This window comes from Amycolatopsis sp. NPDC026612 (genome assembly GCF_040638285.1).
GTDB lineage: Bacteria > Actinomycetota > Actinomycetes > Mycobacteriales > Pseudonocardiaceae > Amycolatopsis.
Genome location: NZ_JBEZYB010000014.1, coordinates 119476 through 132544, shown reverse-complemented (window position 1 = coordinate 132544; position 13069 = coordinate 119476). Strand labels below are relative to the sequence as shown.

At 69.2% G+C, this 13069-nt stretch carries 8 protein-coding genes; 1 reads left to right on the top strand and 7 read right to left on the bottom strand.

Annotated elements, in window-relative coordinates; genetic code table 11:
- Positions 1-121: 121 nt before the first annotated feature.
- From AB0F15_RS16480 to AB0F15_RS16450, 7 genes are read right to left on the bottom strand one after another with little or no spacing between them, the layout of a single operon-like run.
- Positions 122-2608, bottom strand: a complete 2487-nt coding sequence (locus AB0F15_RS16480) for a glycoside hydrolase family 78 protein (RefSeq protein WP_360270687.1) — start codon at positions 2606-2608, stop codon at positions 122-124.
- Positions 2601-4991: a glycoside hydrolase family 3 N-terminal domain-containing protein gene (locus tag AB0F15_RS16475; protein WP_360270686.1), complete on the bottom strand. Its 2391-nt coding sequence runs from the start codon at positions 4989-4991 to the stop codon at positions 2601-2603. Before AB0F15_RS16475 ends, AB0F15_RS16480 begins: the two co-directional genes overlap by 8 nt.
- Complete coding sequence (locus AB0F15_RS16470) at positions 4988-7411, bottom strand: glycoside hydrolase family 2 TIM barrel-domain containing protein (protein WP_360270684.1); 2424 nt, start codon at positions 7409-7411, stop codon at positions 4988-4990. The genes AB0F15_RS16475 and AB0F15_RS16470 overlap by 4 nt, the downstream gene beginning before the upstream one ends.
- Positions 7408-8643 carry a family 1 glycosylhydrolase gene (locus tag AB0F15_RS16465; RefSeq protein ID WP_360270682.1) on the bottom strand — a complete coding sequence of 412 codons (1236 nt, stop codon included), beginning with the start codon at positions 8641-8643 and terminating at the stop codon, positions 7408-7410. The genes AB0F15_RS16470 and AB0F15_RS16465 overlap by 4 nt, the downstream gene beginning before the upstream one ends.
- Before the next feature lie 14 nt (positions 8644-8657).
- The gene (locus AB0F15_RS16460) at positions 8658-9506 is read right to left on the bottom strand and encodes a carbohydrate ABC transporter permease (protein ID WP_360270680.1); all 849 of its coding nucleotides are present in this window, start codon (positions 9504-9506) and stop codon (positions 8658-8660) included.
- Positions 9503-10453: a sugar ABC transporter permease gene (locus AB0F15_RS16455; RefSeq protein ID WP_360270678.1), complete on the bottom strand. Its 951-nt coding sequence runs from the start codon at positions 10451-10453 to the stop codon at positions 9503-9505. The genes AB0F15_RS16460 and AB0F15_RS16455 overlap by 4 nt, the downstream gene beginning before the upstream one ends.
- A gap of 3 nt (positions 10454-10456) precedes the next feature.
- Positions 10457-11779 carry a hypothetical protein gene (locus tag AB0F15_RS16450; protein WP_360270676.1) on the bottom strand — a complete coding sequence of 441 codons (1323 nt, stop codon included), beginning with the start codon at positions 11777-11779 and terminating at the stop codon, positions 10457-10459.
- 264 nt (positions 11780-12043) lie between these two features.
- Here AB0F15_RS16450 and AB0F15_RS16445 point away from each other — a divergent pair, with 264 nt between their 5' ends.
- Positions 12044-13066: a LacI family DNA-binding transcriptional regulator gene (locus AB0F15_RS16445; RefSeq protein ID WP_360270674.1), complete on the top strand. Its 1023-nt coding sequence runs from the start codon at positions 12044-12046 to the stop codon at positions 13064-13066.
- Positions 13067-13069 lie beyond the last annotated feature (3 nt).

Genomic DNA, 13069 nt, shown 5'->3' with positions numbered 1-13069 from the left:
GACATCATGCCTCCGGCACGCCTCGGCGGCCACCGCAGTTGCCCAGGCGGACCGGACGACTTGCGCCTCCGTCTTCGCCGACACGCGGCCCGCATTCGTGGCGCGCACCGCACTCGGAAAATCACCTCGAAACCGCTATCGCAGCAGCGAGTTCCCCGCGGGCGTCTGCAGGCAGCGCGGAGAAATTGTCCAGCACCGCCGACAGCGGGATGGCTGCGTGGTCCTCCACAAGAGCTTGGAGGGGAACATCAGGCAGGTGGCGCCGCAGGATGGCGGTGATCCTGCCCCAGGTCGCAGCATCGCCGGCGAGGGCCTCGACCGGGGAGTCGAGGGTGAGCTCGTCCGTCCGCCGCGATACCGCGTAGGTCCAGCTGTGCTGCCCCGGACCCACCCGGTGCGAGTCGTCGGCCGGGTGGAGCGGGAGAGCGACCGTCGCGGTCGTCCCGGGCGGCACGACCACCCTGAGCGTCATCGTTTCATCCTTGCGCTGCCATTCGACCGCGATGCGGCCACGAGGGGTCTCGTGTGCTGCCTTCGCGGAGGTGAGGCCACCGCCGGGCTGGGGGGCCAGTCGTGCGGTGCGGTAGCCGGGGCTCGTCGGCTCGATGCCCGCGACGACGGTGTGCAGCCAGTGCGCGATGGAGCCGAGAGCGTAGTGGTTGAGGGACGTCATGCCGGAGGGGTTGACAGTGCCGTCGGGCAGGATCGCGTCCCAGCGTTCCCAGATCGTCGTCGCGCCGCGTGTGACGGGATACAGGAACGAGGGCGCCTCCTGCTGCAGCAGCAGTGCGTAGGCCACGTCCGTGTGGCCGGTGCGGGTCAGTGCCGGAGCGACGTGCGGTGTGCCGGCGAATCCGGTGGAGATCCGGCATCCGTCGCGCCGCACGATGTCCGCCAAACGCCGGCCCGCGACCGACAGTTGACCCACGTCCAGGAGTCCGAACTGGATCGCGAGTGCGTACGCGGTCGCGCTCTCGTTCGTGATCCGGCCGTTGGGGGTCACGTACTCGGCGCGGAAGGCGGCGCGAACACGCTCGGCGAGTGCGGTGAAGTGCTGCGCGTCTTCCCGGCGCTCCAGTGTGGACGCGGTGGCGGCCATTTCCCTGGCGACCTTGGCGAAGTACGCCGTGGCGACGAGGTGGGGATCGGTCTTCCCGCGTTTCGGATCGTTCAACGGCGCGGCGGGATCGAGCCAGTCCCCGAACTGGAAGCCGGAACTCCACAGGCCACGGTCGTCGAGAAGCGCCTCGACGCTCCGGGTGAAGGCGGCCATGGATTCGTAGCAGCGCCGCAGGATCTCGACGTCCCCGTACTCCCAATAGAGGGTCCAGGGGAGGCTGACCGCGACGTCGCTCCACAGGGCCGTGGGCGCTTTGTAGGTGTGCTGCACGTCGGGGATCACGTACGGCACGAACCCGCGGTCACGCTGTTCGCAGGCGAGGTCGTCGAGCCATGAGCACAGGAAGTCGGAGACGTCGTAGAGGTAGACCGCGGTCGGCGCGAACGCGTTGAGGTCGCCGGTCCAGCCGAGCCGCTCGTCGCGCTGTGGACAGTCGGTCGGAATCCCGACGAAGTTGTCGCGCATGGCCCAGACGACGTTCTGGTGCAAACGGTTCACGAGTGCGTGGGAAGTTTCGAACCATCCGGTTCGCGTCAGGTCGCTATGGACGACCACCGCTCGGACGTCGTCCGGCGAGAGCGGGAGACCTTCGATCTCGGCGTAGCGGAATCCGTGGTAGGTGAACCGCGGCTCGAACTCCTCCGTTCCCGAACCGGTCGTCACGTAACGATCCGTGGCCTGCGCCGTGCGCAAGGTGGTGTAGTCCGGTTCACCGTCGACCAGTACTTCCGCGTGCCGGACGGTGACCTCGCGTCCGCGCGGGCAGGTGAGCCGGAGGCGGACCCAGCCGGAGATGTTCTGTCCGAACTCGACGATCGTGGTCCCCCGCCGCGACGGCCGAACCGCCACCGGCGCGAGTTCTTCGATCCGCCGGATCGGTGGCGCGACCGGATCGATCAGCGTGGCCGGGTCCCAGTCGATCGGCTCCACCGGTCCCCAGGCACCGTCGTCGAAGCCGGGCTCATGCCACCCCGCAGGTTCGAGACGGGCATCGATGGTCACGCCGTCGTAGATGCTGTTCGCCCGCACCGACCCCTCCCCCGCCCGGAACTGCTCGTCGGTGACGACGATCTCGGTGCGGTCGGGGTAGCGCAGTTCGATCACCGCGAACAGCGCGACCCGCTCGGCGAACTGCCGCCGCCGCGCGATCGCTTCGTAGCCGAGCTTTCCGGTCGCCCAGCCCTCGCCGACGATCGCGCCGAACGCGTTCCTCCCCGTACGGACCAGAGAGGTGATGTCGTGACTTCGGACCACCAGGCGGTGGCGATACGACGTCCATCCCGGTTCGAGCACTTCGTCACCGACGCGGGCACCGTTCAGGTACGGCTCGACGACGCCGAGCGCGGTGACCCGCAGGGTCGCGGAGACAAGATCGTCCGCGGCGTCGAATTCACGGCGGAAGTAGACCGCCGGGTCGCCTTCCTCACTGGTCGGCCTGGCCCGCGCGCCGATGAACACCGCGCTGCAGTCCTGGTAGGACTCAGTCAATCGTCACCTCCGACAGGAAGGACCGCTCCGCGCTGCTGAGCACGCGTGCGGGACCGGCGAGCTCGAACGATCCGGACAGCGCCCGATCGTCGGAATGGAGACCGGCGAAGAATTCGACGTGCCCCGGTTCGACGGCGAAGTCACGGGCGAGGTTCGTGTAGCCGAGCTGCGCGGCGGCCACGCGGAAGGTGAGGCGGCGCGATTCGCCGGGGGCCAGCACGACCCGGCCGAACCCGGCCAACTGTTGCGCAGGCCGCGTGACACCGCCCGCGGAATCGACGCGGACGTACAGCTGGACGACGGTCGCGCCCTCGACCGGCCCGGTGTTGGTGATCGTGGTACGGATGCCCGCCACGCCGGACGTGTCGATTTCCGGGTCGCAGGACAGGTCGCTCAGCTCGAATGTCGTGTAGCTCAGGCCGTGCCCGAACGGGTAGAGCGGTGTGCCCGCCATGTCCAGGTAGTGCGTGGGGACGCCGTACGGCAGCGGGTTGCGGTAGCCGGTCCCGGTCTTCTGGTGGTGGTACACGGGGATCTGGCCGGAGTGCCGGGGAACGCTGTACGGCAGCTTGCCGCTCGGGTTGACGGCGCCGAACAGGACTTCCGCCACCGCCTTCGGCCCGAAGGGCCCGCCGTAGCTCGACACCACGATCGCCGGGGCGTTCCGGACCACCTCGGGCAGCGCGTACGCGCGGCCCTGGACCAGTACGACGACCAGCGGCTTGCCGGTGGCGGCCACTGCCTCGGCCAGTTCGGTCTGTGCCGCGGGCAGCGCGATGTCGGCGGAGTCGCTGTTCTCGCCCTCGGTGCGCTCCCCGATGAACCACAGGCTCGCTCCGCCGATGGCCAGCACCACCACATCGGACTGCCGAGCGGCCTCGACGGCCTGTTCCAGGGTGCCCGCCGGCCGGGTGAGCGTGCACCCCGGTTCGGTGTGGACGCTTTTCGCGAACTGCGCGATCTCCTCGCACAGTGGACGGGCACCGTAGCTGTCGCGGACGAAGGTGGACGCCGCCACGGGATCGACCACGCCACTGAGCCATTCCGCCTTGGCCGGCGCCACCCCGACGGCGTTGCCGGCCTGGCCGTGCGCCTGGACCGCGAGCAGCTCCCGGTACGCCGGGTAGCTGTAGGCCGGGAACTGCAGGGTGACGGCGTCCGCGTGCGGCCCGACCACCGCGGCGGTGAGCCCGGACGACGCGGCCAGCGGGAGGAGACCGTCGTTCTTGACGAGCACGACCGATTCGCGGGCCAGCTGCCGGGACAGTTCCGCCCCTTCACCCGCGATGGCGGTGACGTCGATGTGCTCGACGGGGTACGGGTTCTCGAAGAGCCCGGACTCGAACTTGGCCCGCAGCACCCGGCGGACGCAGACGTCCACGGCACGCTCGTCCACCGCACCCCGCCGTACCTCGTCCATCAGGGGGTTGCCGTACGCGTACGGATCGGGCAGTTCGACGTCCAGCCCGGCGGTGATCCCGAGGCGCGCCGCGTCACCCGGGGTGGCGGCGACCCGCTGGCGGGTCACCAGCTGCGGCAAGGAGGTGTAGTCGGAAGCGACGAATCCGTCGAACCCGAGCGTGTCGCGCAGGAGCTCCGTGAGCACCTCTCGGGAGGCGCCCACCGGGACGCCGTCGACGTCCGCGTAGGAATTCATCACGGACTTGAGCCCGGCGAGCTGGATCGCGGCCTCGAAGGGGTAGGCGAAGAGGTCCCGGGTGCGGCGTGGGCCGCCTTCGTAGGCGGACAGGTTGAGGCCGCCGGAGGCCGGGCTGTACCCGAGGAAGTGCTTGCCGGTGGCGATCACGCCGGTCCGTGGGTCGTCGCCTTGGAGCCCGCGCGTGTAGGCCACGCTGAACGCGGCGCACAGGTACGGGTCCTCGCCGTAGGTTTCGTGCACGCGGCCCCAGCGGGGGTCGAGGGCGACGTCCATCACCGGCGACAACGCCTGCGCGAACCCCAGCCTGCGCAGCTGACGGCGGATGAGGTCCGCCATTTCCTGGACGAGTCCAGGGCTGAAGGTGGCCGCGAGCCCGATGGCGGTGGGGAACACCATGTGTCCCCCGGCCAGGAAACCGTTGAGCGCCTCCTGGTGGATCAGTGCGGGGATGCCGAGCCGCGTGCGGGTCACCAGCAGCCGCTGGATCGCGCCGGCCAGCCGGGAAAGCCGCACCGGGTCGTCACCCGACAGCTGCGCGATGTGCCCCGGCGGCCGCCGAAGCAGCTCGGCCACCCCGTCGGCGTCCGAGCCGTCCGGGCGGACCAGCCGCCACGGCGACGCACCGACGAGCTGACCGCATTTCTCTTCCAGGGTCAGCTGCCGCAGCAGCAGCTCGGCGCGAACGTCGGGAGACAGGCTCGCGTCGCGGTGGTCCTCGCTCATCGGGCGGGCTCCTCGACGGTGATCATCACCTCGACCGGGTCGCTGTCCCGTGCCGTGGCGACCAGGCGGATCTTGCCGGGGCCGGTCGGCCGGACCACGGCGAGCGCGCGGCCTTGGTAGGTGTGGCGCTCGGTCGCGTCGAAGCGTTCCTCGGTCGAGGGGTCGGCGCTGCCGAAGCCGATCAGGGTGCCGTCGCCCGAGACGTCCACCCGCACGGGCCGGTCGGCCGCGGTGTGCACTGTTCCGGCCGGGTCGGCCAGCGTGAGGGTGACATAGGCGAGATCGCCGGTGTCGGCTGTGATGACGTCTCGATCGGCTTCGGCTCGCAGCACCACGGGGCCGGTCGCGGTGCGCAGGGTGTCACGGCCGCTCTCGACGCCGTCGCGGTAGGCGACCGCGACCAGTTCGCCCGGCTCGTAGACGGTCTCGAACGCGGTGCGGAAAGCGCCGACCGGGTTGCGTCCGACGGAGCGGCCGTTGACCAGGAGTTCGACCTCGTCCGCGTCGCTGTACACCTCGACGGTGATCGGGCCGGCTTCGTGCCCGGGCCAGGTCCAGCCGGCGATGGTGTCGCTCCACGCCCACCGGCTGCTCACGACGGTCTTGCCGTGGTGCTGCGGCAGCCCGACCGCGAGGTAGGGCCGGGTACGCAGGCCGAACACGATCTCCCGGTAGTAGGAGACGGGCCGCCGGTGGCCCGTGATGTCGAGGTCGCCGCAGCCCGCCAGCAGGTACGGGTACGGCGCGGAGAACGTCGGGTGTGGGGTGTCCGGTGTGGAGTACTGCGGCCGGCCGATGCCGACCTCCCCCAGGTAGTCCCAGCCGGTCCAGGTGAAGTCCCCGATGACGTGGCCGTGCCGCTCGACCAGCTGCCAGAGCTCGTCGATCCGGGTCGGAAAGGTCTCGGCGCCCAGGATGACGCGGTTCGGGAACAGCGCGTGGTCCATCTCGTAGCGGCTTTCCGAGTAGTTCATCCCGGCCACGTCGAGCACGCTGTAGGACTCGGCGGTGCGGGTGGTCACCAGCTCCGAGGTGGCGACGGCGTTCACGTCGAACCCGCTGTCGGCCATCAGGGTGTTGAGGCCGGCCCCCTCACCGTTCGGGGATTGCAGGGCCGCGCGATCCGACATCAGCGCCAGCAGGTTGTTGATCGCGTTCGTGACGAACCGGGTGCCGTCGAGCGCGCGCACCTTCTCGGCGAGTTTGCGCCCCCAGCTCGCCCCGGCCGCCGAGCCGGCTTCGGGGATCTCGTTGCCGATGGAGTAGAGGACGACGCTGGGGTGGTTGAAGTCCTTGGCCACCATCGCCTCGATATCGCGTTCCCACCACTCCGGGAAGCTCAAGTGGAAGTCGAAGGGGCTCTTGCCCGAGGCCCACATGTCGAACGCCTCGTCCACCACCAGCATGCCGAGCCGGTCACAGGCGTCGAGCATCGCCGTGCTCATCGGGTGGTGCGACATGCGGATCGCGTTGAACCCCGCCTCCTTGAGCAGCCGCACGCGACGCTCCTCGGCGCGGGCGAACGTCGCGGCGCCCAGCGGCCCGTTGTCGTGGTGCACACACGCGCCTCGCAGCTTGACCGTCTCGCCGTTGATCCGCAGCCCGTGTTCGGGATCCAGGCGCAGGGACCGGATACCGAAGGTGGCCTCCGCGGCGTCGATGTCCGTTATGGACACCGTGCAGGTGTACAGCGCGGGCGAATCCGGGCCCCACACCGAGGGTTCGCGAACGTAGAGTCGCCGGCGGGCGGTGGCCGGTTCGCCGGGCTGCACCGTGATCGGCGCGGTATCGGACGCGACGAGGGTCCCCGCGGCATCGCGGATCTCGGTGACCAGCTGGTGCGTGCGAAGCTCGAGCGAGTCGTTCTCGACCGTGGTCGCGACCTCGACCACCGCACGTTCGGCGTCGATGTCCGGGGTGGTGACGCGGACGCCGTCCGGGCCGATGCGGACCGGATCGCCGACCAGCAACCAGGTGTCGCGGTAGATGCCCGCGCCGGTGTACCAGCGGGAGTCCCGATGGGTCCGGCACTCGACCCGGATCTCGTTGTCCTGGCCGAACCGCAGCAACCGGCCGACGTCGACGAAGAACCGCGAGTACCCGTACGGCCGCTGGCCGGCGTAGTCCCCGTTGACGAACACCACCGCGTCCCGGTAGACGCCCTCGAACTCCAGCACGATCCGCTTGCCGCGGTACTCCTCGGGTGCGGAGAACGTCTTGCGGTACTCGTACACTCCACCGGGAAAGTACGCGGACGCGCCACCCTCCCGGGTGTCCGCCGCGGCCACGCGGTCGCGGGTGAGCATCGCGTCGTGGGGCACCGTCACCGGCTCGAACGGGACCAGCTGACTGGCCAGCTCGGCGAAGGGACTGACCTGCGAACGGAACTGCCAGCCGTCGTTGAACGAGGTGCGGATCACAGGCGCGCCCTTCCGGCAGCGAGATCGCCCAGCCAGGTGGCGGCGGGCCGGGGCTTGCGTTCGAAGCTCTGGCGGTCGACCTCGACGAGGCCGAAGGTCACGTCGTACCCGGAAAACCACTCGAACTCGTCGAGCAGTGTCCAGTGCAGGTAGCCGCGCACGTCCAGGCCGTCGGCCATCGCCGCGGCGAGGAACTCGAGCGCCTGGCGGGTGTGCGCCAGGCGCAGCGTGTCGTCGAAGGTGCAGACGCCGTGCTCGGTGATCACGACCGGGCGCCGGGAGACGGAGGCCGCATACCGCGCGGCATTGGCGAGCGACTGCGGGTAGAGCTCCCAGCCGAGTTCGTCCACCGGAGCACCGGGTGACGGCTTCTGGACGCCGTCGGCGCCGACGAGGCGGCGCGTGTAGTTCTGCACGCCGACGAAGTCGTCGTCCCGGCTGACCTCCAGCCAATCGGTGACGGCCTGGTCCCGCAACGCCGTGGCGCGATCTTCGAAGCCGGGCACCGCCTGGTAGTCCACGCACGCCAGCGACCAGCCCACCGGAACGTCCCCGTGCGACTTGATGATCTCCCGGGCCCGCCGGTGCGCCTCGGTGTACACCCCGAGCTGGTCGCCGTCCCACAGCATCATCGGCCGGAACACGTCCGCGCCGGCCGAGTGGCGGCGGGTGGCGTGCGCCAGCGCCTTGCCGAGATCGCCTGCCGCCGCGCCATCCACGCCGCCACCGCCGACCGCAGCCACCGTCGCGACGTTGGGTTCGTTGAGCGTGACCGCCCAGTCGATCTCGCCGGCCAGGTGCGCCGCCGTCACCTCGACGTACCGGGCGAACCGGTCGACCGCGCGGGGACTGGTCCAACCGCCCTCGGCGGCGAACCACAACGGCGTGGTCCAGTGGTTGAACGTGACGAAGGTGCGCAGGCCGCGCTCGCGGCACGTCGCGGCCAGTCTCCGGTAATGATCCAGTTCCGCCGTCGAGAACTCACCGGGCTCCGGCTCGATGCGCGACCACTCGACGCTGAACCGCAGTGCCTGGAACCCCAGCGACGCGGTCAGCTCGACGTCCTCGGGCCAGCGGTGGTAGAAGTCCACAGCATCGCCACTGCGGTGCTTGAACACCGAGTCCGGTGTGTGCTCGAGCGCCCAGCAGTCGCTGGCGACGTTGTTCCCCTCGACCTGGTGGCCGGCCGTGGCCACCCCGACGAGGAAGCCCGGCGGGAAACCGTTGGGCATCGTCACGTTTCCTCTCATCCCTTGAGGGCGCCCGCGGACAGTCCGGGAATGATGCGCCGTTGCACGAACAGGTAGACCAGCACGATCGGGAGGCTCGTGAGGACCACGTGGGCGAAGATCAGGTTCCAGTTGAGCACCGCCTGGTCGGCCGACGCCGACGCGAACTGAAAGAGCGCCAGCGGCAGCGTCGCCGTGTCGGAGCCGTGGAGCAGGAACTGCGCGAAGAAGAACTCGTTCCACGTCGAGATGATCAAGATCACGGAGCCGACCAGGAGAACGGGAACGACGAGCGGGAAGATGATCCGGACGAAGATCTGCACCCGGCCGGCGCCGTCGATCGACGCCGCCTCCTCGAGATCTCGCGGTACCGTCTTGATGAAGCCGGTCGCCAGGAACACCACGGTGCCCATCCGGGTGCCCGCCATCACCAGGAAGTAGCCGAGCCGGGTTCCGTCCAGCTGCAGGGTCTGCAGTTCGTAGATCGTCGGCAGGATGGCCGGCGGCAGGACGATCGACAGCACCGTCACGTTGTAGGCGAGCTTCGCGGTCATCGACCTGGACCGGGCGTAGGCCCACGCGGCCATCGCGGCGAGGACGACGACCACCGCGATCGTCGGCACCACCACCAGCAGGCTGTTGAGCAGGGCTTGGAGGTAGTTCCCCTGGTCGATGACCGTGGCGTAGTTGTCCCACAGGGCCCAGGTCTTCGGCAGTCCCAGCTGCAGCAGCGACGCCTCGTCCAGCGGCTTCGCGGAATTGACCAGGAGCAGCCACAGCGGCAGCACCACCCAGGGCAGCGAAATCAGGCTGAGCACGGTCACGCGCGCGGCGGTGCGCCGGCGGGCCTTCGTCGCGGCGCTCATGCTTCGACCTCGCGACGCCGCAGGTAGGTGATCAACGGCAGCCCGAGGACGATCACCAGGATGGTGACCACCAGGTTCAGTGAGCTCGCGGAGCCGAAGAACCCGCTTCCGTACTGGTTGAACATGGCGATGTTCAGCACGTTGGTCGCGGTGCCCGGGCCGCCCCGCGTGGTCGCCTGAACCAGGTCGAACGCGTTGATCGCCCCCAGCATCGTCGTCACCACCGTGAATGTGAGCGCCGGCGCCAGGAGCGGGAACCGGATCCGCCAGAACCGCTGCCACGGGTTCGCGCCGTCGATCGTGGCCGCCTCGATCAGCGGCTGGGGAACGGAATTCAGCCCCGCGATGTACACCAGCGTGACCAACCCGCTCCACTTCCACGCGTCGATGAACGACAGGCAGATCAGCGCGCTGGTCCCGTGCCCCAGCCACGCGTAGTCGAACCCCGGGGAGAACAGCGAAATAAAGTTGTTCAGCGGTCCGTGCGGGGCGAGGATGGCGCCCCAGATGTAGCCCGCGGCCACCGGGGCGATCAGCACGGGCAGGAAGAAGAACGACCGGAAGAACCCGTTGATCCGGTCGGAGCGCTGCAGAACCAGCGCCATCGACAGGCTGAACGCGTTCTGGACCAGCATGGCCAGCACCGCGTACAGCAGCGTCACCTTGATGGACTGCCACAGGATGCCCTGGTCGATCAGGCTCCGGAAGTTGTCCAGCCCGTTGAACGAGATCACGTCCGAATAGCCGCTCCAGTCGGTGAACGCGAAGCGGATGTTCAGCAGGAACGGCACGGTGAAGAACCCGGCCACCAGAATGAAAGCGGGGACGATGAACGGCCACCACCCGGCGCGCCGGCGCGGCCGACGCCGCTTGGGTGGCACGGGGATTTCGGGTTCGCGGTGGTCCGCCGTCACGGTGTCACCGGCCGGGTAAGTCGTCTCGGACATGGCCTACCAGCCCGCCATGCGGGCTGCTTTCGCCCCTTGGGCCAACGCCTTCTGGGCGAGCTCGCCCGCCTGAAGCGGCGTGTACTGTCCACTCAGGACGCCGGTCATGATGGTGGGGAACTGGGCGCTGAACCCGACCAGGTTCGAGTTGACGGCCAGGGCCTTCGGGCCCGCGTAGGAGTTCGTGAACTCCTGCACGAGCCCCGTCGGCGCGGCCGCCTGGGCGCCGGACAAGGCCGGGAACCGCTGCGTCTGGGTCAGATAGGCCTGGTACCCGTCGGTGGTGATCCACTGGAGGAAGGCCAGTGCGGTGCTTTCCCGGTCGCCTTTTCCGGTCTTCGGCAGGTACCACGTGCCGTTGTAGGACGGCGACCACGCGGCCGTCGCGCCGGTGGCCGAGGGCGTCGCCCAGCCGATCGCGGCGCTCGTCTTGGCGAGATCCTTGCTATAGACGGCGGTCAGCTGCGGAAGCACGCTGGTGTTCTGCGGCAGCAGCGCGGCTTTGCCGTCCGCCAGCGCTTTGTAGGACGCCTCGGTCTTGGCGGTGGTCGCGTCGCCGTTGAAGCAACCCATCGTCTGCAGCTTCTTGTACTCGGTCACCGCCGCGACGAACGGGCCCTGCGGGTCGTCGAGAGCCGCCTTCTTGGCCAGCAACTGGTCGGAGTAACCCTGCTGGCTTTCGACACTGGCCAGGTAGTCGATGATCTGGATCTGCGCCGGGAACTGGGACCCGCCAGCCTCGTAGATCGCGGACACGCCGGGCGCCTTCTGCTTCAGCGTGGTGCAGATGTTCTCGACGTCCGCGAACGTCTTCGGGGCGCCGAGCCCGGCGTCCGCGAGCACCTTCCTGTTGTAGTACATGCCGAACTGCCCAGGGCCGACGGTGATCGCGGCGTAGACCTTGCCGTTGAAGGAGCCCGCGTTCTTGTAGATGTCGCCCGAGCGTTTGACGTAGGGCATGTTCGAGAGATCGATCATGTTCGCCGCCGGGTTGAGCGACCAGAACAAGGCCGTGGCGTTGTACTCCAGGATGTCCGGCCGGTCGCCACTCGCCCACCGGGTCGGCACCCAGTTGAGGTCGTCCGCCGGGGCCTCGACGAGGTTGATCTTGACCCCGAACTTCTGCCCGAAGTTCTTGTACGCGTCGCGAACATAGGGCGCGTCAGCGCTGTTCGACCAGATGGTCAGCTCTTTCGCCTTGACCGCGGCCGTCCCGTCGGCCGGCGCTCCACTGTCCGAGCCACCGCCGGCGTTGTTCGCGGAGCAGGCCGCGAGGCCCAGTCCGACGACCGCCGCGACCGCCGCCGCACGCACGAAAAGCTTCATCGCTTCTCCTTCGACCCTCGGTCCCGTGCTCGCCGACCTGCGGGACCAGCGGAGCGCAACTTTAACGCAACCGCTTACGTTGGATTTGAAACGTATCAGGACGCAACGCGCGAGGTCAACGACGAACTCAAGCCCGCAGCCCAGCTGGGAAGCCGGACCACGGGTTGCCGAACGGTCTGGACTCGGTGCCATACTGAACGTAACCGGTTGCGTTCGGCGGGGACCTGCCGACCGACGACCACCACGGTGCGAGGGGAGCCATCGATGACGCTGGACAGGTCGGCCACCATGCAGGACCTGGCGCGGCTGGCCGGGGTGTCGGTGGCCACCGTGTCGCGCGCGCTGAGCGGGAAGCCCGGGGTTTCTTCCGCCACGCGCTCCGCCATCGCGCGGCTCGCCCGCGAGCACAGCTACACCGAGAACCTGCCCGCGCGGGCACTGTCGTCCGGCCGCACCGGGCGGATCGCCGTCACCCTGCCCAACGTCCAGGCTGAGTACTTCGCGCGCATCCTGGCCGGTGCCGCCCAAGTGATCCACGACGGCGGCTTCAGCCTGGTCCTGGAGACGACCCAGCACGAACCGGGCCGGCAGAGCGACGCCATCCAGCGGTTCATGAAGATGGGCGTCGACGGCGCGCTCCTGCTGCTGCCCGCCGAGTCGGACCGGGAGATCTCCGCCCTCTACGACAGCGGCTTCAAGTTCGTGATCATCGACCCGATCGACCAGGTCACGGCCCCGTTGCCGTGGATCACCTCGACCTACGCGATGGGGGCCCGGCGTGCCATCGAGCACCTGGTGGACCTCGGCCACCGGCGGATCGCCCTGATCACCGGCGAGCCATACCTGTTCAGCACCAAGGAACGGCTGCACGGCGTCCGGCAAGCCCTCGAACAAGCCGGGATCCCGCTGGAACCCGGCCTGGTTCGCGAGAGCCGGTACACCGACCCCGCGGGAGCCTACGAGGCGACGCTGGACCTCATGCGCCTGCCGGAGCCACCCACGGCCATCTTCGCGTTCAACGACCGCCTCGCCTTCGGCACCCTCAGGGCCGCCCACGCCCTCGGCGTCGCGGTGCCCGGCACGTTGTCCGTCGTCGGTTTCGACGATCTCGAGGCCGCCGAACTGGTGTCCCCCGGTCTCACCACCGTGCGCCAGCCCCTTTCGACGATGGGGTCGACCGCGGCCACGATGCTCTCGCAGCTGATCAACGAGCAGGACCCGCCCGCCATGCACATGCAGCTGGCGACCGAACTCGTCGTGCGCCACTCCACGGCAGCTCCCCGCTGAGCC

What these genes read in the sequence shown, in the direction of transcription:
- AB0F15_RS16445 (WP_360270674.1), top strand. Translation starts at nt 12,044, where the DNA reads ATGACGCTGGACAGGTCGGCCACCATGCAGGACCTGGCGCGGCTGGCC.
- AB0F15_RS16460 (WP_360270680.1), bottom strand. Translation starts at nt 9,506, where the DNA reads ATGAGCGCCGCGACGAAGGCCCGCCGGCGCACCGCCGCGCGCGTGACC.
- AB0F15_RS16455 (WP_360270678.1), bottom strand. Translation starts at nt 10,453, where the DNA reads ATGTCCGAGACGACTTACCCGGCCGGTGACACCGTGACGGCGGACCAC.
- AB0F15_RS16475 (WP_360270686.1), bottom strand. Translation starts at nt 4,991, where the DNA reads ATGAGCGAGGACCACCGCGACGCGAGCCTGTCTCCCGACGTTCGCGCC.
- AB0F15_RS16450 (WP_360270676.1), bottom strand. Translation starts at nt 11,779, where the DNA reads ATGAAGCTTTTCGTGCGTGCGGCGGCGGTCGCGGCGGTCGTCGGACTG.
- AB0F15_RS16465 (WP_360270682.1), bottom strand. Translation starts at nt 8,643, where the DNA reads ATGCCCAACGGTTTCCCGCCGGGCTTCCTCGTCGGGGTGGCCACGGCC.